This window comes from Nonomuraea sp. 10N515B, assembly GCF_052245915.1.
GTDB lineage: Bacteria > Actinomycetota > Actinomycetes > Streptosporangiales > Streptosporangiaceae > Nonomuraea.
Genome location: NZ_JBQQBQ010000031.1, coordinates 1 through 24,009, shown reverse-complemented (window position 1 = coordinate 24,009; position 24,009 = coordinate 1). Strand labels below are relative to the sequence as shown.

Below are 24,009 nucleotides of genomic sequence, written 5' to 3'. Positions count from 1 at the left end.
CCTGGTGCGGGCCGCGGCGCGGCCGTCCACCCTGATAGATCCCGCCTGCCGCGTCGACTCATCGGACGCGTCCTGCAAGCAGGCGGACATGGTGCCTGATCGGCACAGATACAACTTCCGTTCACGATGCGTTCTGTGTCCGGTTCTGCTCTGGCGAGCTGCGGGTACTTCGATCAGCGCGTGCGGGTGGGCGTCACCCGCACGACGACCCTCCCGGAGGCACTTGTGCGCAGCACACGGCGGCCCGCGCCGGCCATCGCGGCCGCAGCGGCCATAGCGATGCTCAGCATGGCCGTTCCCCCAGCAGGCGCGGCGGCCTCGAGCCATTCCGCAGGCGCCCATTGTTCGGCCGACGTGTCCCTGCTCGGCTTCACCGACGGCCTGGACAAGACCACGTTCCAGGGCACGGCCGTCGCCGGGCTGTCCGCCCTGGCGCTGACCCGCCCGTCGCGGGCCCTGGCGCTCGTGGACAACATCGGCACCACCCCCGCCCGCCTCTACGATCTTGCCCTCACCTCCGGCCAGCGGAAACTCTCGGCCGAGGTACGCGGCATGACCACACTGCGGCGGCCGGACGGCGCCCCGTACACCGGCGCCGACTTCGACGGCGAGGGGCTCGTGGCCGAGCGGGGCGGCGGCACCGTGCTGGCGAGCTCCGAGACGGAGCCGTCGATCCGGCGGTTCCGGCTGTCCGACGGCCGGGAGGTCGCCTCCTTCGACGTGCCGTCCAGATTCCGGGTCGCCCCGGCCGGTCAGGCGCAGGTCAACCAGACCTTCGAGGCCCTGGCCGGCACGCCCGACGGCCGCGTGCTGTACGCCGGCATGGAAGGGCCGCTGTCCACCGACGGCCGCGACGCCGCCGGCCGGGGCCTGCAGCGGATCCTGCGCTACGACGGCAAACCCGGCAACGCCTACACCCCTGCCGCGCAGTACGCCTACCGCACCGACGCCGGCCTCGGGCTCGTCGAACTGGTGGCGCTCGGCGACGACCAACTGATCGCCCTGGAGCGCGGCTTCACCGCCGGGGTCGGCAACACCGTGCGGCTGTACCGGGTCTCCGCCACCGGCGTGCCGGACGTCTCCGGCGTCGAGTCGCTCGCCACCCTGACAGACCCCCGCGCCTGGCTCGGCAAGCAGCTCCTGGTCGACCTCGTCGACTGCCCGCCGTCCGGGGCGAGCGCCAAACAGCCCCAGCCGAACCCGTTGCTGGACAACATCGAGGGGATGGCGCTGGGCGGGCCGCTGCCCGGTGGTCGCCGTACGCTCTACCTCGTCTCCGACGACAACAACAACGCGGTGCAGACCACCCGGATGTACGCGCTGAGCGTCCGGCTGCCGGATGAGGCACGCCTGTCCGCCCGCGCGCTGCTGTCGGCGACCGCCTACCAGCCCGGTCCCGTGTCGGGCACGCAACTGCCGCCTACCACCGTCAACGGGGTCACCCCGCCGTTCCAGGGCCAGCCGATCCCCGGCTTCTCCGCGGTGATCCCGGCGACCCCGGGCGCCCGCTCCGCGGGCCGCCTGCTCGCCATGCCGGACAACGGATTCGGGGCGAAGAACAACTCGGCCGACTTCCTGCTGCGCGCGTACGTCATCGAGCCGGACTACCGCAGCGGCAAGATCGATGTCAGGAGCCACATCAGCTTCCGCGACCCGGATCGCAAGGTGCCGTTCCCGATCGTCAACCAGGACACCGCCGAGCGGCTGCTGACCGGGGCCGACCTGGACATCGAGTCGCTGGCCTGGGACGCGCGCGGCGATCTGTGGATCGGCGAGGAGTTCGGGCCGTACCTGGTCCGCACCGACCGCACCGGCAAGGTCCTGCAGGCGCCGATCCCGCTGCCGGACGGCACGAAGTCTCCCCAGTCGCCCGATCTGGCCCAAGGCGAGAGCCCGACCCTGCCGGCCAGCCGCGGGTTCGAGGCCATGGCCGCGAGCGAGGGCGGCTGGACCCTGTACCCGATACTGGAGGGCGCGAAGACCGGCGACCCCGACCAGCGCCGGCGGGTGGTCTACGAGTTCGACGTGCGTGCCGGCGCGTACACGGGCCGCACCTGGTCCTTCCGGGTCGACGAGCCGGGCCTCGTCGTGGGCGACGCGGTGGTGCTCGACGACCGGCGGCTGCTGTTGATCGAGCGGGACAACGACATGGGACCGAGCGCCCGGATCAAGCGTCTGGTCGTCACCGATCTCGACGCCGCGGCGCCCGACGGGGGCCTGCCCCGCCGCACCGCCGTGGACCTGCTGCGCATCGCCGACCCGAAGGGCGTCTCCACGCCGGCGCGACCGGGCGAGTACGGGGTCGGGCCGCTGTTCTCGTTCCCGCTGCAGTCGGTCGAGTCGGTGCTGCCGCTGCACGGTGACCGGGTCGTGGTCGCCAACGACAACAACTTCCCCGGGAACGATGGACGCATCCCGGGCCGGCCCGACGACACCGAGGTGATCGTCATCGACGTGCCGGGTCTGCGCGACTGACCGAGATTCGTTGACAGGGGTGCACTTAGGTGCACCCCTGTTCTGTGTCCAGAGGGCTGGAACATGAATACGTCAGGTTTGGCGCCGGCGGCTCCGCACGGCTCACTGGATACGGGCATGCGGGTGCCCGCGCCGGACCTGGCGCGGGGTCTCATGCTGCTGGCCATAGCCTTCGCGCACGCGCCGCTGTTCGTGGTCGACATCGACCGCGGCCCTGCCGTGCTCAACGACCTCACGAACGGCTTGCACAATCTCTTCGTCAGCAACCACGCCCGGCCGATGTTCGCGTTCCTGTTCGGCTACTCGCTGGTCCAGCTACTGGATCGGCGGACGCGGCGGGGCAGCGCGTGGGTGGTATCCGCTGTCGCAGGGCCTTTCCCCGATCGCGGCCGGTAGTGTCGCGGCCGGGATGAGGGGCCCAGGGCAGTTGTTCGCCGAGCGACTCCAGGCCTGGCCGTTCGGCCTGGTGGCCGGAGTGATCCTGGTTGTTCCTGGCGTGATCTTCGGAGTGTGGGCGGCGCAGCGGCGGCTGCTGGACGAGCCCGCACGGCATCGCCGTTTCCTGGTCAACGCCGCGATCGTCACCACCGCCGTGTCCGTCATCGGCGCCGTACCTGTCAGCCTGGTCCAGCTCGGGGTATGGGCCGAGCCGTCGGGCGCCGCCTTGTGGGTGGCGGCGCTCGCGCAGCCGCTCACCGGATACTTCGGCGGGATCGGCATGGCCGCGATCATCGGATTGATCGCGATCCCGATCACCCGGCGACCGAACGGTCTGGCCACTGCCGTTCAGGCGCTCGGTCAGCGCTCGATGAGCCTGTACCTCTTCCAGTCCCTCGTGTTCGTCGGGATCTTCTATCCGTACGGACTCGACCTGCAGGACGACCTGGGGCTTGCCGGCGCCACGGGCGTGGCCCTGGCGACGTGGCTGGTGTCGGTGGTCATCGCCGAGGTCATGCGGCGTTCCGGGTACAGAGGGGTCCCGCGGAGATCCTGTTGCGCCGCCTGGCCTACCGATGAGACGGCTGCGACATCAAACTAGCGTGGGCGTGGGTGTCGATTCCGGCCACGCCCGTTCGTAGTCAGGTGAACGGGGCGGGACAGACCCCGCCCCGCTGACGAGAGGAGCACCGCCGTGCCCCACTACATGCTGTCCGTGCACAGCTCCGAGAGCCAGGTCCGTGAGCCGATGACCGAGGAGGAGATGCGGCAGTCCCACGAGCGGCTCGGCGTCGTGGAGCAGGAGATGAAGTCGTCCGGGATGTGGGTGTTCTCCGGCCGTCTGCACGACGCCGACACCGCCACGGTGGTGCGTGTGCGCGATGGCCAGGTCCTGACCACCGACGGCCCCTTCACCGAGTCGAAAGAGCACCTCGGCGGCTTCTACATCATCCAGGCCGACGACCTCGACGCCGCGCTCGCCTTGGCCTCGAAGGTCACCGCGGCCATCGACACGCCGATCGAGGTACGTCCGTTCGCCGGCACCTCACAGGAGTGACCATCGGACAGGCCGCGATCGGCCGGATCTTCCGCGAGGAATACGGCCGGTCGCTGGCCAGCCTGATCGGCGTCTTCGATGACATCGACGCCGCCGAGGACGCGGTGCAGGAGGCGTTCGCCCTGGCCTTGATCAAGTGGCCGGCCGAAGGACTGCCGCCCAACCCGGGCGGCTGGATCACCGTCGCCGCCCGCAACCGCGCGATCGACCGCCTGCGCCGCCAGACCCGCGAAAGGCACCTGCTGGGCGACGTGACGCTCCTGACGCCCGACCGCGAACCGGAGGAGAAAGACCCGGTGCCCGACGACCGGCTCAAGCTGATCTTCACCTGCTGCCACCCCGCCCTGTCCGCCGAGGCGCAGGTGGCGCTCACGCTGCGACTGCTCGGCGGCCTGTCCACCGACGAGGTCGCTCGGTCCTTCCTGGTCGCCGAGCCGGCCATGGCCCAGCGCCTGGTCCGCGCCAAACGCAAGATCAAGGCCGCGCGCATCCCGTACCGGATCCCCGCCGACCATGAGCTGCCCGGCCGCCTGCCCCCCGTGCTGGCCGTCATCTACCTCATCTACACCACCGGCCTGTCCGGGCCGGAGGAGCGGGGCCTGTGCGCCGAGGCGATCCGGCTGGCCCGCCTCCTCGCCGCGCTCATGCCCGGCGCGGCGGAGGTCGCCGGCCTGCTGGCCCTGCTGCTGCTCATCGAATCGCGGCGCGCCGCGCGCACCCGGCCCGACGGCTCCCTGATCCTGCTCGGCGACCAGGACCGCCGGCAGTGGGATCGCTCCCTGATCGCAGAGGGCCAGGCGATCGTCCGCCGCTGCCTCCTGCACGACCGGCCGGGACCCTACCAGCTACAGGCCGCCATCAACGCCGTGCACGCCGACGCCCCCACCGCCGCCCAGACCGACTGGCCACAGATCATCACCCTGTACGACCATCTGTACGCCCTCGCGCCCACCCCGGTCGTCGCACTCAACCGCGCCATCGCCATCGCCGAAGTCCACGGCCCCGCCATCGCCCTGGCCCTGATCGACCAGCTCGACCTCGACCACTACTACCCCTTCCACGCCGCCCGCGCCGACCTGCTCCGGCGCCTCGACCGTCACAGCGAGGCCGCCACCGCCTACCAGCGCGCCGCGGACCTGGCACCACCCGGTCCCGAGCGAGATTTCCTCTCCCGCGGCGGCCGCTGATCCCCTTTCCTGTAATTTACCGTCCCCATGGCGCCGCATTGAAAGGCCGGGGGAAGTCGCTGTCCAGGGCTCCCTCGGCGGTGCGAATACGCGCTCGAAGGCTCGCTGCGGCGTGCCGCCGTATTTCTTGAGCTGCGCGGATAATTACGTGCATGTAATGATGCGCCAGAAATGAGGATTTACTTCTGGCCGGGAGATTCCGCCCGTCATTGCGATTAGTCTGAATCATGTTCAGCGCTGTATCGGCGTATCCCGGGAATCGACGCTCATCATCCGATCCCATCCATCGAGATTCGGTCTCACTTCAGGGAGTGATCTCTGATGTTCAAGCGTTTGCTTCTCGCCGTCGCGCTGACGGCGTCCACGCTCGTCATCTCCGGCACCGCCACCGGCGCCGCGCAGGCCTCCGACGCAAGCCGCTGCGCGCCGGCCCAGCAGGTCACGCAGGCCTCCGGCACAGCCCGGAGGTGCGAGTGGCGAGGTAAGTGCTACTGGTGTTACCGGAACGGACGCTGGGAGCGCCAGTACTGCAAGGGCGGCAGCAACTAGTCGCACCTGCGGCTGACCTCAACGAACAACGGCAGCCCCGCGAGACGCCGGCCTCGCGGGGCTGCCCGTGCGCCTGCGGCGCTCAACGCCGTCGCAGCAGGTACGTGTCCATGATCCAGCCCTTGCGCGTCCTGGCTTGGGCGCGCAGCTCCTTGATCCGCTCGCCCACCTCCGCGACCGGACCGGCGACCAGGATCTCGTCCGGCGTGCCCAGGTAGGCGCCCCAGTAGATGTCGAAGTCGTCGAGCCCGTCGAAGGCGTACCGCGCGTCCAGCATGATCACCATGTCGTCCGCCGTCGGACCCTCCTCGACGAGGCGACGGCCGGTCGTGACGTGGACGGGCCGGGCGACCCGGGTGAGGCTGGTGCGATGGCGGGCGGTGAGCGCTGCAATGGCGCTGATGCCCGGAATCACGTCGATCTCGTAGTCCGGCAGGCGTTCCAGGATGGCCAGGGTGCTGTCGTAGACGCCGGGGTCGCCCCAGACCAGGAACGCCCCGGTCTGCCCGTCGGCGAGGGCCTCGTCGATCATCTGCTGGTAGAGCGTGGCCCGGAGCTCCCGCCAGTCCTCGACTGCTTCGGCGTAAGCCGGGGTGGTCCGGTCCCGTTCCGGGTCGCGCGCCTCGACGATCCGGTACGGCCGGCGCCCGTGCTCCTCGATGAGCTGGTGGCGCAGTCGTACCAGGTCTTGCTTCTCCTGGCCCTTGTCGAGGAGGAAGAAGACGTCGGTGGCCGCGATGGCCTTGACGCCCTGGAGGGTCAGATGGTCCGGGTCGCCCGCGCCGATCCCGATGACGAGTAGCCGCTTCACGGAGATGAGTGTGCCAGGATGTGCCGTGAACCTTTTCAGCCGTGGTGAGGCTTTCGCTGAGTTTTGGCGGGAACGACACCTGTGCACCCTGACCACCGTCCGCTCCGACGGGACGCCCCACGTGGTGCCGGTGGGTGCGACGCTGGACCTGGTGGCCGGGATCGCTCGGGTGATCACCTCCGGCGGTTCGCGCAAGGCCCGGCTGATCGAGGCGGGGCAGGCGCGGGTGGCGCTGTGTCAGGTCGACGGCCGCCGCTGGTCGACCCTGGAGGGCGCGGCCGTGGTGCGGCGGGAGCCCGAGCAGGTGGCCGAGGCCGAGCAGCGTTACGCCGAGAGGTACAAGCCGCCGCGGCCCAACCCGGAGCGGGTCGTGCTGGAGATCCACATCACCCGCGTGCTGGGGAATTTGTGATCACGGTCGTGGGCATCGGCGCGGACGGCTGGGACGGGCTGGTATCGGCCTCGCGCAGGGCGATCGAGCAGGCTGACGTCCTGGTCGGAAGTGCCAGGCAGCTCGATCTGGTGCCCTTGGCGAGCGTTGAGCGGGTCGTGCTGCCGTCGCCGCTGCTGCCCAACCTCCCCGGGCTGCTGGACTCGCTCGCCGGACGGGCGGTCTGCGTGCTGGCCAGCGGTGATCCCCTGTTCTACGGCATCGGCTCGACCCTCGTGCGGCTGCTGGGGGCCGAGCGGGTCAGGGTGTTGCCGCACGTGTCGTCGGTCTCGCTGGCGTGCGCGCGGCTCGGCTGGCCGGTCGAGCAGGTCGAAGTGGTGAGCGCGGTGGGGCGCCCGCTGGCGACGCTGCGCGCCGTGCTTGCTCCGGGGCGGCGGGTGCTGGTTCTGGGGACTTCGGCGGACGCCGTCAGCGATTTGCTGGACATTTCCGGATATGCGGGCAGCCGGATCACGGTCCTGTCCGACCTGGGCGCCGCGACCGCCAAGCCGGACTCGGCGCTGCGCATCATCGCCATCGAGTGCTCGGCGAGCGGCAATCCGCTGTCCAGGGTGCCGGGCCTGCCCGACGAGGCGTTCGAGCACGACGGCCAGCTGACCAAGCGCGAGGTGCGCGCGGTGAGCCTGTCGCGCCTGGCGCCACTGCCCGGCCAGTTGCTCTGGGACGTCGGCGCGGGCGCGGGCAGCATCGCCATCGAGTGGATGCGCACGCACCCGTCCTGCCGGGCGGTGGCGATCGAGAGTCGTGCTGACCGCGCCGAGCGGATTGGCCGCAACGCCGAGAGCTTGGGCGTCCCGGGGCTGGCCGTCGTGGTGGGCCGTGCGCCCGAGGCTCTCGACGGGCTGCCCACGCCGGACGCGGTCTTCGTCGGTGGCGGTGCGACCGTGCCGGGGCTGTTCGAGGCCTGTTGGGCGGCGCTGCGGCCGGGCGGGCGGCTGGTGGCCAACGCGGTCACCCTGGAGTCGGAGGCGCTGGTCGCGCAGTGGTTCGGCCGCCTCGGCGGCGACCTGGTGCGCCTGGCGGTGCAGCGGGCCAGCCCGGTGGGCGGGTTCACCGGGTGGCGGGCCGCGATGCCGGTGACGGTGTGGACGGTGGTCAAGGAAGGTGACGCATGACCGTGGCCGAGGAAGGGATCTGATGACCGCCTATTTCATCGGTGCCGGTCCCGGCGCCGCCGACCTGATCACCGTGCGCGGCCTGCGCCTGCTGGAATCGGCGCCCGTCTGCCTGTACGCGGGCTCGCTCGTGCCCCGCGACCTGCTCGACGCCTGCCCCCCGGGGGCACGGCTGGTGGACACGGCCAACCTCACGCTGGACCAGATCGTGGCGGAGATCGCGACGGCACACGCCGGCGGCCGGGATGTCGCCCGGCTCCACTCCGGGGATCCGTCGATCTTCAGCGCCGTCGCCGAACAGGTACGCAGGCTGGAAGAGCTCGGCGTGCCGTACGAGATCGTGCCCGGAGTCCCGGCGTTCGCGGCGGCGGCGGCCTCGCTGCGGCGGGAGCTGACCGTGCCGGGCGTCGGCCAGAGCGTCATCCTCACCAGGACCTCCGCCCGTGCCACGCCGATGCCGCCGGGTGAGGACCTGGCGACCCTCGGCGCGGGCCGGGCGACCATGGTGCTGCATCTGGCTGTCCAGCGGATCGACTCCGTGGTGGCGGAGTTGCTGCCGGTCTACGGCGCGGACTGCCCGGTGGCGGTGGTGGCGTACGCCAGCCGGACCGACGAGCGCATCCTGCGCGGCACCCTGGCGGACATCGCCGGGCAGGTGCACGAGGCCGGGATCAAACGGACCGCGGTGATCGTGGTCGGGCGGGTGCTGACCGCGTCGGAGTTCCCCGACAGCCATCTCTACAGCGCGGCCAGGGACAGATCGTGCGACGGGTCCTGATCCTGGGCGGCACCGCCGAGGCCAGAGCGCTGGCGGCGGAGCTGGTCGAGCGGGGCGTGCACGTGACCTCCTCGCTGGCGGGGCGGGTGCGCAACCCGAGGCTGCCGGCCGGAGAGGTGCGCGAGGGCGGGTTCGGCGGGCCGGAGGGGCTGGCCGCGTGGGTGCGGAACGAACGTCCCGATGCGCTGATCGACGCGACCCATCCCTTCGCGGCGCGCATGACCGCTTCCGCGGTGGAGGCGGCCCGGCTGACCGGAATTCCACTGCTGGTGCTCCGCAGGCCCGGCTGGCCGCAGGCGCCGGGCGAGCTCCGGGTGCCCTCCCTGGAGGCGGCCGCCGCCGAGCTGGCAGTCGGTGACCGGGTGTTCCTGACCACCGGCCGCCGGAGCCTGCCGATCTTCGCGAACCTGACCGGCGTCTGGTTCCTCGCCAGATCGGTGGATCCCCCCGAGCCGCCGATTCCGCGAAATGTCCACATCATCCTGGACCGCGGGCCGTACACGCTCATGGGCGAGCTCGCCCTCATCGATGAACACCGCCTGACCGTCCTGGTCACCAAGGACAGCGGCGGCGAGCTGACCAAGGCCAAGCTCGCCGCGGCCGGGGAACGAGGCCTCAAGGTGATCATGGTTGACCGTCCGCCCCTGCCGGGAGGCGTGACCCACGTCGAGACGGTCCCGGCCGCGCTCGATTGGCTCAGGGATATCGGCGCGGCGTGAAGACCGTGCCCTGCGGGGTCGCGCGGGTGGTGGACGACCCGACGATCAACAGGCAGCGCATGTCCACCTGATCCGGGTCGAGCTCGCCCAGCGTCGTCACCGTCACGGACTCGCCGGCCCCGCCGACGTCCCGCCCGATCACCACGGGCGTCTCCGGAAGGCGGTGCTCCAGGAGCAGGTCACGTGCGGCGGCCACCTGCCAGGTACGGCTGCGCGAGGCGGGGTTGTAGATCGCCAGCACCAAGTCGGCCCGAGCCGCGGCGCTGAGCCGGGCGGCCACCACCTCCCATGGCTTGAGCAGGTCGGACAGGGAGATCACGCAGTAGTCGTGGCCGAGGGGAGCACCCACCCGGGAGGCGACCGCCTGGGCCGCGGTCAGCCCCGGCACCACGCGCACTGGGACGTCCGGGTAGTCCGCCGAGGCCTCCAGCACCGCGCTCGCCATGGCGAACACCCCGGGATCGCCCGACGAGACCACGGCCACCCGCCTGCCCTGCCGCGCCAGCTCCAGGGCATGCCGGGCGCGTTCGGCCTCGACCCGGTTGTCGGTGCGGTGGCGTTCTTGGCGAGGGTTGGGGGCCACCCGGTCGACGTACGGCCCGTATCCCACGATGTCGGTCGCCACGGCGAGCGCGTCCTGCGCCTCGGGAGTCAGCCAGGCCCGCCCGGCGGGACCCAGCCCCACCACGACCACCTCGCCACCTCCGGGTGCTTCCGCGTCGCCCTTCGGCACGAAGGTACGCTCGGCCGGGCTGGCCAGCAGGGCCAGGGAGAAGTACGGCACGCCGTCCGGGTCCACCTCCTTGAGCGGCGCGACCCGTTCCGCGCCCATGGTGGCGCGCTCCACGTACCAGGCGTCCTCCAGCCGCCCGGCCTCGGCGAAGGCGTCGCGCACCTTCTCGAAGGTCCGGCCCAGCTTGAGCACCGCCGCCGAGTCGGTCGCGCGCAGCCGCTCGGCCAGCACCTCGCCCGGGAGCGTGCCTGGCAGCACGGTCAGCACCTCCTCGCGCTCCACCAGGGGCCGCCCCAGCACGGCGGCCGCCGCGCTCACCGAGGTCACGCCGGGCACCACCTCCGTCGGGTAACGGTGGGCCAGCCGCTTGTGTATGTGCATGTAAGAGCCGTAGAAGAGCGGATCGCCCTCGCTGAGCACGACGACCGTCCGGCCCGCGTCGAGGTGGGCGGCCAGCCGCGCCGCGCACTCGGCGTAAAAGTCGTCCAGCGCGCCCTGGTACCCACCCGGATGGTCGGTGGTCTCGACCGTCAACGGGTACTGCAGGAGCTCCTCGATCTGGCCCTCCCGCATGTACGTCAGCGCGATCGAGCGGGCGATGCTGCGCCCGTGCCTGGCGGCGTGGTACGCGATCACGTCGGCCTCGCCGATCAGCCGGGCGGTCTTGACCGTCACCAGTTCCGGATCGCCCGGTCCCAGGCCCACGCCGTACAGTCGTCCGGTCACCGATCCTCCAGATCGCCTTCGGTCTTGAGATAGACCTCCTGCAGCTCGCGCAGGGTCTGCTCGTCCGGGTGCTCCCACATGCCGCGCTCGGCCGCCTCCAGCAGCCGCTCGGCGATGCCGTGCAGCGCCCATGGGTTGGATGTGGCCATGAACTCCCGGTTCTCCGGGTCCAGCACGTAGGCCTCGGTGAGCTTGTCGTACATCCAGTCCGCCATGACCCCGGTCGTGGCGTCGTAGCCGAACAGGTAGTCCACGGTCGCGGCCAGCTCGAACGCGCCCTTGTAGCCGTGCCTGCGCATCGCGGCCAGCCACTGCGGGTTGACCACGCGGGCGCGGAAGATCCTGGAGGTCTCCTCCGCGAGCGTGCGGGTGCGGACCGCGTCGGGGCGCGTGCTGTCGCCCACGTAGGCGGCTGGCGCCTTTCCGGTCAGCGCCCGGACGGTGGCGACCATGCCGCCGTGGTACTGGAAGTAGTCGTCGGAGTCGGCGATGTCGTGCTCGCGGGTGTCGACGTTCTTGGCGGCGACCGCGATCCGGCGGTAGGCGTTCTCCATGTCCTGCCGTGCGGGCACGCCCTCCAGGTCGCGGCCGTAGGCGAAGCCGCCCCAGACGGCGTAGACCTCGGCCAGGTCGGCGTCGTCGCGCCAGGTGCGGCTGTCGATCAGCGGGAGCAGCCCGGCGCCGTACGCCCCCGGCGCCGAGCCGAAAATGCGGCGCTCGCTGCCGTCGGCTCGTACGTGGGCGCGGATGTAGTTGTCCTCATCGGGCTCGTCCAGCGATGCGGCCAGCCGTACCGCGTCGTCGAGCATGGCCACCACGTGCGGGAAGGCGTCGCGGAAGAAGCCGCTGATGCGGACGGTCACGTCGATGCGGGGGCGGCCGAGCTCGGCGAGGGGGATCGGCTCGAGTCGCGTCACCCGCCTGGACATCTCATCCCATTCTGGGCGGATGCCGAGGAGCGCGAGGACCTCGGCCACGTCGTCGCCGGCCGTGCGCATGGCACTGGTGCCCCAGACCGACAGGCCCACCGAGCGCGGCCACTCGCCGTGGTCAGAGCGGTAGCGCTGCAGCAGGGAGTCGGCCATGGCCTGGCCGGTCTCCCAGGCGAGGCGGCTGGGCACCGCACGCGGGTCGACCGAGTAGAAGTTGCGGCCGGTCGGCAGCACGTTGATCAGGCCGCGCAGCGGGCTTCCGCTCGGTCCGGCGGGGACGTAGCCGCCGTCGAGGGCGTGCAGCACGTGGTCGATCTCGTCGGTGGTACGGCGGAGCCTGGGCACCACCTCCGTCGCGGCGAAGGTCAGGATGCGGGTGACGAGGTCACGTCGATCGCCGGATAATTCCGGCACGTCGGCGTGTGTCACCACCACCACCTCCGCCGCGGCGGACGGCTCCCAGCCCCGCGCCTCCATGCCCTCGACCAGCGCACGCGCGGTCGCCTCCGCTCGGTCTACGGCCGACAAACTCGCCGTGCCGTCCTCGGCCAGGCCGAGTGCCTCGCGCAGCCCGGGCAGGGTCTCCCTGCCCGCCCACATCTGCCTGGCCCGGAGCATCGCAAGCACCAGGTCCACCCGGACCTGCCCTTCGGGGGCCTGGCCGAGCACGTGCAGCCCGTCGCGGATCTGCGCGTCCTTGACCTCGCAGAGCCAGCCGTCCACGTGCAGCAGGAAGTCGTCGAACTCGCTGTCGTGCGGCCGGTCCGCCAAACCCAGGTCATGGTCGAGCCGGGCGGCCTGGATCAGGGTCCAGATCTGGGCGCGGATGGCGGGCAGCTTGGCCGGATCCATGGCGGCGATGCTGGCGTGCTCGTCGAGCAGCTGCTCAAGTCTGGAAATGTCGCCATAGGTCTCGGCCCGGGCCATCGGCGGCACCAGGTGGTCGACCAGCACCGCGTGCGCCCGCCGCTTGGCCTGTGTGCCCTCACCCGGGTCGTTGACCAGGAACGGGTAGACCAGCGGCAGGTCCCCGATCGCCGCGTCGGTGCCGCACGAGGCCGACATCCCCGCCGACTTGCCCGGCAGCCACTCCAGGTTGCCGTGCTTGCCCACGTGCACCATGGCGTGCGCGCTGAACTCGGCCGACAGCCACCGGTAGGCGGCCAGGTAGTGGTGGCTGGGCGGCAGGTCGGGGTCGTGGTAGATGGCGATCGGATTCTCGCCGAAGCCACGCGGCGGCTGCACCATGACCACGAGGTTGCCGGCGCGCAGGGCGGCCAGGACGATGTCGCCCTCGTGCACGAACAACTCGCCCGGCGGCGGCCCCCAATGCCGCTCCATCTCCTCACGCAGGTCCTCGGGGAGCGTGCGGTACCAAGCGGTGTAGGCCTCTCCCGGGATGCGCACCGGGTTGCCCGCCAGGTGCTCCTCGGTCAGCCAGTCCTGGTCTTGCCCGCCCGCCGCGATGAGCGCGTGGATGAGCGCGTCGCCGTCCTGCTCGGCCACGCCGGGGAAGCCCTCTCCCAGGTCATAGCCCGCCTCGGCCAGGCGCCTGAGCAGGCGTACGGCACTGGCGGGCGTGTCCAGGCCGACCGCGTTGCCGACCCGGGAGTGCTTGGTCGGATAGGCGGAAAGCATGATCACCAGCCGCCGTTCGGCAGGAGGCACGTGCCGGAGCAGGCCATGCCGTACGGCGATGCCGGCCACGCGGGAGGCCCGCTCGGGGTCGGCCACGTAGACGGTCAGCCCGTCCGCGTCGATCTCCTTGAACGAGAACGGCACGGTGATGATGCGCCCGTCGAACTCGGGGATGGCCACCTGGGAGGCGGCGTCCAGGGGCGACAGGCCGTCGTCGTTCTCCGCCCACGCCTGCCTGCTGGTGGTCAGGCAGAGCCCCTGGAGGATCGGCACGTCGAGGTCGGCCAGCGCGCCCACGTCCCAGGCCTCGTCGTCCCCGCCCGCGCCCGCGGTGGCCGGGCGGGAGCCGCCCGCCGCGAGCACGGTGACGACCAGGGCGTCCGCCGCTCTCAGCGTTTCCAGCAGCTCCGGCTCCGCCGTACGGAGAGAGGAGCAGAAGACGGGAAGCGCCCGCCCGCCCGCCTCCTCGACGGCCCGGCACAGCGCCTCGACGAAGCCGGTGTTGCCCGCCATGTGGTGAGCCCGGTAGTACAGGACGCCGATCACCGGACCCGTCCCGGTGGACTCGCGCTCCAGCACGCCCCAGGAGGGCGCGGCCTCGGGCGGGGCGAAGCCGTGGCCGGTCAGCAGCACGGTGTCGGAGAGGAAGGCGTGCAGCTGGGCCAGGTTGTGCGGGCCGCCGTGCGCCAGATAGGCGTGTGCTTCGGCGACCACGCCGCCGGGCACGGTGGACAGCTCCATCAGCTCGGCGTCGGGCGCCTGCTCGCCGCCCAGCACCACGACCGGGCGGGAACCGGACACAAGCGCGTCCAGGCCCTCCTCCCAGGCCCGGCGGCCACCGAGCAGGCGGACCACGACGAGGTCGACGCCCTCCAGGGGGAGATCGCCGGCGGTCAGCCTGGCGGGGTTGCCCAGCCGGTAGCCGGCACCGCTGGCCTTGGCACTGAGCAGGTCGGTGTCCGAAGTGGACAGCAGCAGGACAGTGGGCACGAAGACGTCCTCCCTCGGGGTCCTCGCCCCGGTCGCGGGTGTCACGAAGGCCGGAGTCTCCTGGCTCCCGGATCGCCGCTCACCCCCGGCCTTCCCTCTCGGTGGCCTGCGGTGGGGGCTCGCTCCCCGGTGACAGTGGCGGGACCGCGCCGGATTCACACCGGCTTCCTCCTAGCCTTCGCCTGTGGGCAAGCCTACGGCAGCGGGAATGGGCGTTACCATCCTCAACGTGTCCATATCCGGACGAACACATCCAGACGCCTGTCCGGGGGCGCTCCAGCTGCACCAGGCCGCGGACGGGTTGCTGGCCCGCGTCCGCACCCCGGGCGGTCTGCTCTCCGCCGGGCAGCTGCGCGAGCTGGCGGCGTGCGCGAGCGAGCTGGGCTCGGGTGTGATCGAGCTGACCTCGCGGGCCAACCTGCAGGTGCGCGCGTTGCGGGATCCGGGGGCCTTCGCCGAACGCATCGCCGCGGCCGGGCTGCTGCCTTCGCCGACCCACGAGCGGGTACGCAACATCGTCGCCTCGCCCCTCGTCGACCGAGAGCTGATCATCGACCTCGACCGCGCCCTGTGCGCCCGCCCGCAGCTGGCCGAGCTGCCTGGGCGTTTCCTGTTTGCCATCGGCGAGACGGGGCTGGCCGCCGACGTGGCCCTGGTGGAGGAGCGGCTGCTGCTGGCCGGGCGGGAGACGGCGTTGCCGGGAACGGTGGAGCTGATGCTGGAGGCCGCCGAGGCGTTCCTGCGGCTGCGCTCCGCCGAATGGCGCATCTCCGAGCTGGGGCCCGCCCGCGTCGCCGCCGAGCTCGGCACGGAGCTGGGCGCCGCCCGGCGCGGCAGCCCACCCTCCACCGAACTCGGCCCCCACCAGGCTCTGATCCCGCTCGGCCGCCTGTCCCCACGTCAGCTGCTGGCCCTGGCCGAAGCCGCCGAGGAGGTACGGCTCACGCCATGGCGCACGGTCGTGCTGCCCCGCGTGCCGGAGGATGCCGGATTCATCACCGACCCGAACTCTCCCTGGGCCGGCGTGACCGCGTGCACCGGCCGCCCCGGTTGTGCCAAGTCCCTGGCCGACGTACAGACTGACGCCGCCCGCTGGGTCCATGAGCGTCACACCGACCGCCCCGTGCACTGGGCGGGCTGCGACCGCCTGTGCGGGTTGCCGCCCGGGCCGGTCATCCAGATGGTCGCCACCCCCGGCGGATACGAGGAAAGGCAGAAGTGATCGACTACATCCGCGACGGCGCCGAGATCTACCGGCAGTCGTTCGCCACCATCCGCGCCGAGGCCGACCTGAGCGGGATGCCCCCGGAGGTGGCCCAGGTCGCCGTCCGGATGATCCACGCCTGCGGGATGACCGACCTGACCCGTGACCTGGCCTGGTCACCGAAGGTGGTGACGAACGCCCGCGAGGCCCTGCGTGCGGGGGCGCCGATCCTGTGCGACGCCATGATGGTCGCCTCCGGCGTCACCCGCCGCCGCCTCCCGGCGGACAACGAGATCCTCTGCACGCTGTCAGAGCCCGGCGTCCCGGCCCTCGCCGAACGCCTGGGCACCACCCGCAGCGCCGCCGCGCTGGAGCTGTGGCGCGAGCGGCTGGCCGGCTCGGTGGTGGCCATCGGCAACGCCCCGACCGCGCTCTTCCGGCTCCTGGAGCTGGTCGCCGAGGGGGCGGGACGCCCGGCGGCGGTGCTGGGCCTCCCGGTGGGCTTCATCGGCGCTGCCGAGTCCAAGCAGGCACTGGCCGCTAGCGACCTGGACTACCTGGTCGTGCACGGCCGCCGAGGCGGCAGCGCGATGGCGGTGGCGGCGATCAACGCCATCGCGAGCGAGCAGGAGTGATCACGCGTAGAGGTCGTCGACGGTGACCAGGCGGACGTCACTCGCCGCTTCGGTGCTGAACCCGGCCCCCGAGTAGCACGTCAGAACGGCGTCCCGGGTATCGAACCCCTTGGCCGCGAGCAGGTCCCGCGCCCGCCGGAGCCTCGCCACGTGCTCGACCCCCATGACGCGATCCCACTTGACCTCCCCCAGGGAGAGAACCCGGCGCGGACGCCCGTGATCAGCGGGCGCCAGTACGGCGACGTCGATCTGGATCTGCGTGCGATTGGCCGGATCGGGGACCACGCCGCTTCCCACCTCACCGGCCTCGGCGTCGTTATGCAGGGCGTACTCCCGGCAGAGCACCGCGATATGGGGGCCGACCACCTGTGACAGGAAGCGTGCCCGGCTGCCCCGCCAGACCGTCGCCGCGTCCCCACGTTCCAGGCGGGCCCACTCCCTCGCCATGATCGCCTGGTAGAAGGTGATGAGTGGCTCTACCACCCGGTAGTAGCTGCGATTCGGCCGGAAGAGATCGCGCTCCTTGACCAGGAGATGGCTGTCTTCCAGCACGCGGAGTGGATGGGCGATCTCGTTGGATTTACGGCCGACGTAGCCGGCGATCCCTCCGGATGTTGTGTTGCCCTCGGCGACGGCCGCCAGGACGGAGTGGTAGAGCGACGGGTCACGGATCTCCATCTCCTCCGCCAGCAGGTAGCGGGCCTCTCTGAACAGCGGCGCCTCGGCGTTCAGGACCGTCCTGATCACCCAGTCGTCGAAGTCCTCGGGACCTGCCGGAACATCGCCGCGGACGAACTCCCTCCGGTAGGCGGGAGTCCCGCCGACCACCGCGTGGACCTGCGCCGCCAGTCGGGGATCGCTGATTCCCCAGAAACGGGCGGCCTGGCGGTAGTCGAAGGGCCTGATGGCCATCTCCAGTCCCGCACGCCCGCGGAGCGGTGCCGTGCCCGACAACAACCCGCCCATCACGGACATGGCCGAGCCGCAGAGCAGCACTCGGGCACCGCTGGTAGACCCGGAACCACCGGGGCCCAGCTCCCGCTGGATGATCGAGGGCAGCTCGGGGGAGGCCTTGACCAGATAGGGAAACTCATCGAACACGACAGGAATCGCCCGCTCGCGGACGACGCCGAACAGGTGAGGGATGGCGTCGATCCAGTCGCGAAAGGCCGGGACGGGCGCCCCGGTGAACCTGATCAGCTCATCCGCGAACAGGCGCAGCGCGACCGCCTCGGTGACTTCCAGTGCGGGGAAGTAGATGCCGTCCATACTGCTGGCCAGGGCCTGCAGGAGATAGCTCTTCCCCTGGCGGCGGCGGCCGCTCACCACGCCGAGCCGAGCTCCCGCGCCCGTTTCCGAGGCGAACGAGACCAGGCTCGCCCATTCCCGCTCACGGTCGAAGACGTGCTCTGGTTTACGCATGTGTCGAAGTGTAGTTGACCGAACTGTAGTTGACTCAACTGTAGTTGACTAACCTCTGCGCCAGCTCCGGTCGGCCCGCCCAGTGCAGGTGCAGGTAGGAGGCGGTCACGAGGGCGTCGCCGTAGCCGTCGGTGCCGCCCGCCCAGCGGAACAGCGGCTCCTTCGGCGAGATGATGGTGGTGCGGTGGAACTCGTGTCCGCGGTGCCGCTCGCCCTCACGGGTCAGCAGCGACGTCCCGGAGATCGCCTCCCGGTAGCCGAGGGTCAGCCGGTCCGTCATCCGGGCCACCCCCGGCACCCTGCCGCACATCGGCAGCCCGTCCAGCTCCTTGCACAGGTAGAGCAGCCCGGCGCACTCCGCGGCGATGGGCCCGTCGAAGGCGGCCACCTGCTTGCGCAGCGGCTCGTTGGCGGCGAGCCGGTCGGCGTAGACCTCGGGGAAGCCGCCGCCGATGACGATCGCCGCGGTCCCCTCGGGCAGCCGTTCGTCCCGCAGCGGGTCGAAGACCGCGATCTCCGCGCCCGCCGCGCGCAGCAGCTCGACGTGCTCGGCGTAGCCGAAGGTGAAGGCCGCCCCGCCCGCCACCGCGACGAGCTTCCTGTACGGCTGCGCAACCGCCGCGGGCTCCCACGGCCGTGCGTGCAGTGGGGGAGCCGTGCCGGCCAGCCGTACCAGGGCTTCCAGATCGCACGAGCGGGCCACCAGCTCGCCCAGCCGCCGCACGGCGGCCAGCGCCTCGGACTCGCGCTCGGCCGCGGGGATCAGTCCCAGGTGACGTGACGGGGTAGCCACGGCGTCGTCCCGCCGGATGGCCCCGAGCACCGGCACCTCCCTCAGCGCGGCCCGGCACAGCTCCTCGTGCCGGTCCGACCCCACCCGGTTGAGGATCACCCCGCCCACCCGCACCCGCGGGTCGAAGGTGGAGAAGCCGTGCACGGTCGCGGCGACCGATCGGCTCTGCCGGGCGACGTCCACCACGAGCACCACCGGCGCGTCCAGCAGCCGGGCGATGTGCGCCGTCGAGGCGAAGTCCGATGTGCCCGAGTCCGGCACGGTGTCCGATGTGCCCGAGTCCGGCACGGTGTCGGTCTCGCCCTTGCCGTCGAACAGCCCCATGACGCCCTCGACCACGGCGATGTCGCACCCGCGCGCCCCGTTCAGGAACAGCGGCGTCACCCGCTCCTCGCCGGTCAGCCACGGGTCCAGGTTGCGGCCCGGCCGGCCGGCGGCCAGAGCGTGGTAGCCGGGGTCGATGTAGTCGGGCCCTACCTTGTGCGGCGATACCTGCATCCCGCGCGCCCGCAGCGCCGCCATGAGCCCCGTCGCCACCGTCGTCTTGCCGCTGCCGGACGCGGGAGCGGCGATGACCAGGCGCGGAACTACCACTCGATGCCCTTCTGGCCCTTCTGCCCGGCGTCCATCGGGTGGCGTACCTTGCCCATCTCGGTCACGAGGTCGGCTGCCTCGATCAGTCGCTCCGGCGCGTCCCGTCCGGTGATCACCACGTGCTGGTTGCCCGGCCTGGACAGCAGCGCCGCCAGCACGTCGTCCAGGTCCAGCCAGCCCCACTTCAGCGGGTAGGTGAACTCGTCCAGCACGTAGAAGCGGTAGGTCTCGGCGGCCAGATCGCGCTTGATCTGCTCCCAGCCCTCGCGAGCGTCCCGCGCGTGGTCCTCCTCGGTCCCCGGCCGCTGGATCCATGACCAGCCCTCGCCCATCTTGTGCCAGGTGACCGGCCCGCCCTCGTCGCCGGCGCCGAGGACCTTCAGCGCCCGTTCCTCACCGATGCGCCACTTGGCCGACTTGACGAATTGGAATACGCCGATCGGCCAGCCCTGGTTCCAGGCGCGCAGGGCCATGCCGAACGCCGCCGTCGACTTGCCCTTGCCCGGCCCGGTGTGGACCATCAGCAATGGCCTGGATCTGCGTTGCCGTGTGGTCAGCCCGTCGTCGGGCACGTGCTCCGGCTTGCCCTGAGGCATCTCAACCCACCTTTCGATAGTCGCGTACCACCGAGCCCAGCTCGCCCAGCGAATCGAGCGGCAGCAGCGCGGCGCCGAGCCTGGCGGCCAGCCGTACGGCCAGCCCCAGCCGCACCGGGCCGCCCTCGCAGTCCACGACCACGCTCGCCGTGCCGCGCAGCAGATCGGCGGCCCGGTCCACGTCGCCACCCGCCGTGGCGCGCCCGTCGGTCACCAGCACCAGCAGCGGGCGCCGGGCCGGATCGCGCAGCCGCTCCACCCGCAGCACCTCGGCCGCCGTGACCAGCCCGGCCGCCAGCGGCGTACGCCCGCCGGTCGGCAGCGAACGCAGCCTGGCCGCACCCGCCTCGACCGAGGAGGTCGGCGGGAGCGTCACGCCGGCACTGTCGCCGCGGAAGGTGACCAGGCCGACCTTGTCCCTGCGCTGGTAGGCGTCGAGCAGCAGGCTCAGCACCGCCGTCTTGACCGCGGTCATCCGCCTGCGCGCGGCCATCGAGCCGCTCGCGTCGACGACGAAGAGCACCAGGTTGCCCTCGCGGCCCTCGCGGACGACCTCGCGCAGGTCCTCGGGACGCAGCCGCAGCCCCGCCCCGGTTCTGCCCCGCTGTCGCTGGTGAGGGGCGGCGGCCAGCAGGGTGGCGGTCAGATGCAGGTCGCGCAGGCGGCCTTCCGGCTGCCGAGAGCCGGCGGCCCGGCCGCGCGGGGTGCGCGAGCGCGAGCGCCGTCCCGCCGCACCCTCGCCGACGCCGGGCACCTCCAGACGAGGCACACGGTACGGCGCCGCCATGGCAGCCACCTGCCCCGCGCCGGGATCGGGCTGCCCAGTGCCGGTGTCTGGCTCGACCGCACCCGCGTCGGGCTCCGGCCGGTCCGTCCCGTTCCGAACCTCGCGCTCTGCCGTCCTCTCGTCGCGAGGTGTGCCAGCCGCCGGATCCTGCCAACCGCCGTCACCATCCGCACCGGACCCGGCATCCGGCTCAGGTCCCGAAATTTCGGGGTCCGCGCCACCGCCAGGCGGCGGCTCGTCATCGTCGTCGCCCGAGGTCTCGTCCAGCAACCGGTCCAGCAAATCCTCATCCAGCCCCGGCGCGTCGAACGGATCACGCCGCCGTCGATGGGGCAACGCCAGCCGCGCCGCCGCCCGCACGTCCTCGGTCGTCACGCGGTCCCGCCCGTGCCAGGCGGCATGCGCGATGGCCGCGTTGGCCGTCACCAGATCCGCCCGCAGGCCGTCCACCTCGAACGCCGCGCACACCGTGGAGATCTGCCGCAACCTGGCATCAGGCAGCCGCACCTCGGGGAGCCGCGCCCTGGCACGGGCGATCCGCCCGGCCAGCTCGGACTCCGCCGGCCTCCACCGGTCGGCGAAGGCCTCCGGGTCCGCGTCGAAAGCGAGCCTGCGCCGGATCACCTCGGCCCGCTCCTGCGGATCCCGCGACGCCCGCACCTCGACCGTCAGGCCGAAGCGGTCCAGGAGCTGGGGCCGCAGCTCGCCCTCCTCCGGATTCATGGTGCCGACCAGCAGGAAGCGTGCCGCGTGCCGTACCGACACCGACTCCCGCTCGACATAGCAGGTGCCCAGCGCCGCCGCGTCGAGCAGCAGGTCGACGAGGTGATCGTGCAGCAGGTTCACCTCGTCGACGTACAAGACGCCCCGGTGTGCGGCGGCCAGCAATCCCGGCTCGAACGCCTTCACCCCCTCGGTCAGCGCCCGCTCCACGTCCAGGGAACCGACCAGCCGGTCCTCGGAGGCGCCCACCGGCAACTCGACCAGCGCCGCCGGCCGGACGGCCCGCTGCTCGCCCGGCTCGTGCGGCCCGTCGGGACAGCCGAGGTCGGGCGCCGCCGGATCACACGCGAACCGGCACCCGGCCACGACCTGGACCTCGGGCAGCTGGGCTGCCAGGGCGCGGACGATCGTGGACTTGGCCGTGCCCTTCTCGCCGCGTACCAGCACCCCGCCGACGCGTGGTGAGACGGCGTTGAGCAGCAGGGCCAGCTTCAGGTCGGCAAGACCGACGACGGCGCTGAACGGATAGGTGATGGTCACGACGTGGCCTTCCAGTTGACGTGAACGACGCGCCACCCGCCGGCGCCGGGCGCGAGCCGCGTGGTGGACAGCGGCGCGAGGTCGAAGCGGGCGGCGCGTGACGAGTCGAGGCCGAGCGCGTGGCCGAGTGCGGCCCGGATCACGCCGGCATCGCAGACCGCCACGAGGTCATGCTGGTCCCGTACGGACTCCAACCACCCGGCGACGCGGGAGGCCACCCGTGCCAGGCTCTCGCCGCCATGCGGCGCGGCGTCCGGGTCGGCGAGCCAGGCGGCCAGGGCCTCCGGCTCGGTCTCGGCGATCCGGCTGTACGGCAGACCGCGCCAACGCCCGTGATCGGCCTCGGCCAGCGCGGCGACCGGACGCGGCTCCCACCCCAGCGCCGCGGCGGTCTGCGCGGCGGCGGGAGCAGGCGAGACCCACGCGACAGACGCGTTCCCGAGCCGTCCGGCCAGGCAGGCGGCCCTGGCCAGATCCGCTCGGTCCGCGTCCTCGTCGGCGGGAAAGCGGGCGGCGCGCATGCCAGGCGTGCTGGCATGCCGGACGAACAGCACCCCGGTCAGGCTGCGGCCAGGGCTTCGGCACGCTGGGCGGCCCGGTCGCAGACCCACCCGAAAAGCACACCGAACGCCGCCCAGAACACCAGGTGCGTGCCCAGCGAGGCCACCCGGAACTCCCACAGCAAGGAGGCGGGGAAGCCCTCAGGAACCTCGTTGACGGTCGGCAGCACCACCCACGCGGCGATCACCGGCACAAGGAAGGCGGCCACCGCGCCGATCCAGCGCTGCCACGATCCGGCCGTGATCCGCCGGGCGACCGCGACCGCGATGGCGGTCGCAGCCAGGCCTACCAGGACCATCACCACGTAGAGACCCGTGCGGCCGTTGATGGTCGCCGGATCGCCGACCGCGGGCGGGTTGGCCGGATATTTCAGGAACGGTACGAGAATGATGGCCACGAACGCCATACCCGCGGCGCTCAGCGCCAGCCCGCCCTCGTTCCGCGGCCCGACCCGGCCACGCAGCCCGGCGTAGACCAGCGCGAAGACCCCGCCGATGGCCAGGCCGTACAGCCCGGTGGCCAGGAACAGGCCGGCCTTCTGCACCGGCCGGCTGATCTCCTGGCTGTGCCCGGCGGACTTCGGCTCGGATCCCGCCGCGGTGGCCGCCTCCTCCAGCGCGATCGCACTGTCGATCCGCGGCTCACCGAAGACGAAGGCGAATCCGCCCGCGACGAGCCCGGCCAGGAGGCCGAGCAGCAGCCCCCTGACCATCAGGGTCCGGATCATGCCCGCCCCTAGTGACACGGCACGCCGAGCAGGTGGCGCCCGTCGTGCATGAGTTCGTGGAGGAAGGCGCCGGTTTGGGAGATCGCCCCGTTGTCCATGAGAACCAGGTAGGCGATCAGCAGCAGTACGGGTACGGCCAGCAGCCAGAGCCGCAGGCGTGGCAGGGGAATGGTGGTGGAAGTGGACAGGCCACTCATCAGTGCCTCCTCAGGGATGACGCGTCCCGATCTGTGAGGTCACAACAGCCCAGGCGACCTGGCTCCCGGGATCTGGGTCCCGGATACAGTGGCGCGTCCGCACCGGCATCTCACCGGATTTCCCCTGAACGGCTGTGAAATCTACCGGAATGTATCCTTCCTGCCCTTTAGCGTCAATACGCGCTAGCCCTCATCGATGATCGAGACCTTCACGCGAAGGGCGCCGTCGTTGTCGCGGAGACACCGGTCGTCGTCGTTGATGCGCAACTCGAGGAAGCCTTCCTCGTGGACCCGGTAGGCGGCCAGCTGTCCGATCTTGAAGACGTGTCCGTTGATCTTCCTCATGACGCGGAATCATCCGGAGACCGCCCGCGCAGCCGACGCGCGACACCGAACCACGCCGGGACTTCACGCTCGTCGTCGAAGCCGCGGGCGATGACGATATCGGTGGAGGAGTGCAGCAGGATCGACAGCACGATGGTGACCGCGACGAGTTGGAAGACCTCCTGCGCGGCGGCGATGCCGGAGGCCAGCACGATCAGCCCGTACACCACCGAGGCGAACCCCTTGGGCCCGAACCAGGCCACCGCCGCCTGCTCGCGCACCGACAGCCCGGAGCGCAGGAAGGACA

23 protein-coding genes, 1 pseudogene and 1 riboswitch are annotated in these 24,009 nt (G+C 71.7%); of the genes and pseudogenes, 12 read left to right on the top strand and 12 right to left on the bottom strand.

Going from position 1 to position 24,009, the window contains the following annotated elements; all coding sequences use genetic code 11:
• The first annotated feature begins 135 nt into the window (after positions 1-135).
• The 6 genes from ACTWQA_RS35435 (at position 136) to ACTWQA_RS35410 (ending at position 5,706) form a co-directional block, all read left to right on the top strand.
• The gene (locus ACTWQA_RS35435; protein WP_443163342.1) at positions 136-2,475 is read left to right on the top strand and encodes an esterase-like activity of phytase family protein; all 2,340 of its coding nucleotides are present in this window, start codon (positions 136-138) and stop codon (positions 2,473-2,475) included.
• Positions 2,476-2,592: 117 nt separating this feature from the next.
• A complete protein-coding gene (locus ACTWQA_RS35430) occupies positions 2,593-2,871 on the top strand; it encodes a hypothetical protein (protein WP_443163341.1) in 279 nt (92 codons plus the stop codon).
• A gap of 13 nt (positions 2,872-2,884) precedes the next feature.
• On the top strand, positions 2,885-3,514 hold the full coding sequence (locus ACTWQA_RS35425) for a DUF418 domain-containing protein (protein ID WP_443163340.1): 630 nt from the start codon (positions 2,885-2,887) through the stop codon (positions 3,512-3,514).
• Positions 3,515-3,607: 93 nt separating this feature from the next.
• Positions 3,608-3,970: a YciI family protein gene (locus ACTWQA_RS35420; protein ID WP_443163339.1), complete on the top strand. Its 363-nt coding sequence runs from the start codon at positions 3,608-3,610 to the stop codon at positions 3,968-3,970.
• Positions 3,967-5,157, top strand: coding sequence for an RNA polymerase sigma factor (locus ACTWQA_RS35415; protein ID WP_443163338.1), 1,191 nt, complete (start codon positions 3,967-3,969; stop codon positions 5,155-5,157). Before ACTWQA_RS35420 ends, ACTWQA_RS35415 begins: the two co-directional genes overlap by 4 nt.
• A 321-nt stretch (positions 5,158-5,478) precedes the next feature.
• Positions 5,479-5,706 (top strand): hypothetical protein, encoded by a 228-nt coding sequence (locus ACTWQA_RS35410; protein WP_443163337.1) that lies wholly within the window; start codon positions 5,479-5,481, stop codon positions 5,704-5,706.
• Between the two features lie 82 nt (positions 5,707-5,788).
• Here ACTWQA_RS35410 and cobF read toward each other — a convergent pair whose 3' ends face one another.
• Complete coding sequence (gene cobF / locus ACTWQA_RS35405) at positions 5,789-6,517, bottom strand: precorrin-6A synthase (deacetylating) (protein ID WP_443163336.1); 729 nt, start codon at positions 6,515-6,517, stop codon at positions 5,789-5,791.
• 25 nt (positions 6,518-6,542) lie between these two features.
• Between cobF and ACTWQA_RS35400 the strand changes: the two genes are divergently transcribed.
• Genes ACTWQA_RS35400 through ACTWQA_RS35385 form a run of 4 tightly spaced genes read left to right on the top strand, consistent with a single transcriptional unit; the run spans position 6,543 to position 9,580 of the window.
• A complete protein-coding gene (locus ACTWQA_RS35400; protein ID WP_443163335.1) occupies positions 6,543-6,929 on the top strand; it encodes a pyridoxamine 5'-phosphate oxidase family protein in 387 nt (128 codons plus the stop codon).
• Complete coding sequence (cbiE, locus tag ACTWQA_RS35395) at positions 6,926-8,083, top strand: precorrin-6y C5,15-methyltransferase (decarboxylating) subunit CbiE (RefSeq protein ID WP_443163334.1); 1,158 nt, start codon at positions 6,926-6,928, stop codon at positions 8,081-8,083. The genes ACTWQA_RS35400 and cbiE overlap by 4 nt, the downstream gene beginning before the upstream one ends.
• Positions 8,084-8,105: 22 nt before the next feature.
• A complete protein-coding gene (gene cobM / locus ACTWQA_RS35390; RefSeq protein WP_443163333.1) occupies positions 8,106-8,861 on the top strand; it encodes a precorrin-4 C(11)-methyltransferase in 756 nt (251 codons plus the stop codon).
• Positions 8,846-9,580, top strand: a complete 735-nt coding sequence (locus ACTWQA_RS35385) for a cobalt-precorrin-6A reductase (RefSeq protein ID WP_443163332.1) — start codon at positions 8,846-8,848, stop codon at positions 9,578-9,580. The genes cobM and ACTWQA_RS35385 overlap by 16 nt, the downstream gene beginning before the upstream one ends.
• On the opposite strand, the gene cobJ is transcribed toward ACTWQA_RS35385, so the two are convergent.
• Both cobJ and cobN read right to left on the bottom strand, forming a co-directional pair.
• Positions 9,558-11,039, bottom strand: coding sequence for a precorrin-3B C(17)-methyltransferase (cobJ, locus tag ACTWQA_RS35380; RefSeq protein WP_443163331.1), 1,482 nt, complete (start codon positions 11,037-11,039; stop codon positions 9,558-9,560). The genes ACTWQA_RS35385 and cobJ overlap by 23 nt on opposite strands.
• Positions 11,036-14,599 (bottom strand): cobaltochelatase subunit CobN, encoded by a 3,564-nt coding sequence (gene cobN / locus ACTWQA_RS35375; RefSeq protein ID WP_443163330.1) that lies wholly within the window; start codon positions 14,597-14,599, stop codon positions 11,036-11,038. Before cobN ends, cobJ begins: the two co-directional genes overlap by 4 nt.
• 32 nt (positions 14,600-14,631) lie before the next feature.
• Positions 14,632-14,811, bottom strand: a riboswitch (cobalamin riboswitch).
• 17 nt (positions 14,812-14,828) lie between these two features.
• Here cobN and ACTWQA_RS35370 point away from each other — a divergent pair.
• Both ACTWQA_RS35370 and ACTWQA_RS35365 read left to right on the top strand, forming a co-directional pair.
• Positions 14,829-15,821, top strand: a complete 993-nt coding sequence (locus ACTWQA_RS35370) for a hypothetical protein (RefSeq protein ID WP_443163329.1) — start codon at positions 14,829-14,831, stop codon at positions 15,819-15,821.
• Positions 15,818-16,438 (top strand): precorrin-8X methylmutase, encoded by a 621-nt coding sequence (locus tag ACTWQA_RS35365; protein ID WP_443163328.1) that lies wholly within the window; start codon positions 15,818-15,820, stop codon positions 16,436-16,438. Before ACTWQA_RS35370 ends, ACTWQA_RS35365 begins: the two co-directional genes overlap by 4 nt.
• Here ACTWQA_RS35365 and ACTWQA_RS35360 read toward each other — a convergent pair whose 3' ends face one another.
• The 9 genes and pseudogenes from ACTWQA_RS35360 to ACTWQA_RS35320 form a co-directional block, all read right to left on the bottom strand.
• The gene (locus ACTWQA_RS35360; RefSeq protein WP_443163327.1) at positions 16,439-17,860 is read right to left on the bottom strand and encodes an AAA family ATPase; all 1,422 of its coding nucleotides are present in this window, start codon (positions 17,858-17,860) and stop codon (positions 16,439-16,441) included.
• A gap of 34 nt (positions 17,861-17,894) precedes the next feature.
• Entirely contained in the window at positions 17,895-19,232 is a 1,338-nt protein-coding gene (locus ACTWQA_RS35355) for a cobyrinate a,c-diamide synthase (RefSeq protein ID WP_443163414.1), read from the bottom strand.
• A gap of 8 nt (positions 19,233-19,240) precedes the next feature.
• On the bottom strand, positions 19,241-19,843 hold the full coding sequence (cobO, locus tag ACTWQA_RS35350) for a cob(I)yrinic acid a,c-diamide adenosyltransferase (protein WP_305917412.1): 603 nt from the start codon (positions 19,841-19,843) through the stop codon (positions 19,241-19,243).
• A gap of 1 nt (position 19,844) precedes the next feature.
• Entirely contained in the window at positions 19,845-21,893 is a 2,049-nt protein-coding gene (locus ACTWQA_RS35345) for a putative cobaltochelatase (RefSeq protein ID WP_443163326.1), read from the bottom strand.
• Entirely contained in the window at positions 21,890-22,447 is a 558-nt protein-coding gene (locus ACTWQA_RS35340; protein WP_443163325.1) for a histidine phosphatase family protein, read from the bottom strand. Before ACTWQA_RS35340 ends, ACTWQA_RS35345 begins: the two co-directional genes overlap by 4 nt.
• Before the next feature lie 5 nt (positions 22,448-22,452).
• Positions 22,453-23,181: a CbtA family protein gene (locus tag ACTWQA_RS35335; RefSeq protein ID WP_443163324.1), complete on the bottom strand. Its 729-nt coding sequence runs from the start codon at positions 23,179-23,181 to the stop codon at positions 22,453-22,455.
• Between the two features lie 8 nt (positions 23,182-23,189).
• Positions 23,190-23,378, bottom strand: a complete 189-nt coding sequence (locus tag ACTWQA_RS35330; protein ID WP_305917408.1) for a CbtB domain-containing protein — start codon at positions 23,376-23,378, stop codon at positions 23,190-23,192.
• A 183-nt stretch (positions 23,379-23,561) separates the two neighbouring features.
• Positions 23,562-23,723 (bottom strand): hypothetical protein, encoded by a 162-nt coding sequence (locus ACTWQA_RS35325; RefSeq protein WP_443163323.1) that lies wholly within the window; start codon positions 23,721-23,723, stop codon positions 23,562-23,564.
• Positions 23,720-24,009: pseudogene (locus ACTWQA_RS35320) on the bottom strand (cation:proton antiporter); the annotation flags it as partial. The gene ACTWQA_RS35325 and the pseudogene ACTWQA_RS35320, both read right to left, overlap by 4 nt.

Excerpts from the sequence above, each read along its gene's own strand:
- ACTWQA_RS35360 (WP_443163327.1), bottom strand. The coding sequence starts at position 17,860 with ATGCGTAAACCAGAGCACGTCTTCGACCGTGAGCGGGAATGGGCGAGC.
- ACTWQA_RS35410 (WP_443163337.1), top strand. The coding sequence starts at position 5,479 with ATGTTCAAGCGTTTGCTTCTCGCCGTCGCGCTGACGGCGTCCACGCTC.
- ACTWQA_RS35430 (WP_443163341.1), top strand. The coding sequence starts at position 2,593 with ATGCGGGTGCCCGCGCCGGACCTGGCGCGGGGTCTCATGCTGCTGGCC.
- ACTWQA_RS35330 (WP_305917408.1), bottom strand. The coding sequence starts at position 23,378 with ATGAGTGGCCTGTCCACTTCCACCACCATTCCCCTGCCACGCCTGCGG.
- ACTWQA_RS35425 (WP_443163340.1), top strand. The coding sequence starts at position 2,885 with ATGAGGGGCCCAGGGCAGTTGTTCGCCGAGCGACTCCAGGCCTGGCCG.
- cobO (WP_305917412.1), bottom strand. The coding sequence starts at position 19,843 with ATGCCTCAGGGCAAGCCGGAGCACGTGCCCGACGACGGGCTGACCACA.
- cobM (WP_443163333.1), top strand. The coding sequence starts at position 8,106 with ATGACCGCCTATTTCATCGGTGCCGGTCCCGGCGCCGCCGACCTGATC.
- ACTWQA_RS35325 (WP_443163323.1), bottom strand. The coding sequence starts at position 23,723 with ATGAGGAAGATCAACGGACACGTCTTCAAGATCGGACAGCTGGCCGCC.
- ACTWQA_RS35335 (WP_443163324.1), bottom strand. The coding sequence starts at position 23,181 with ATGATCCGGACCCTGATGGTCAGGGGGCTGCTGCTCGGCCTCCTGGCC.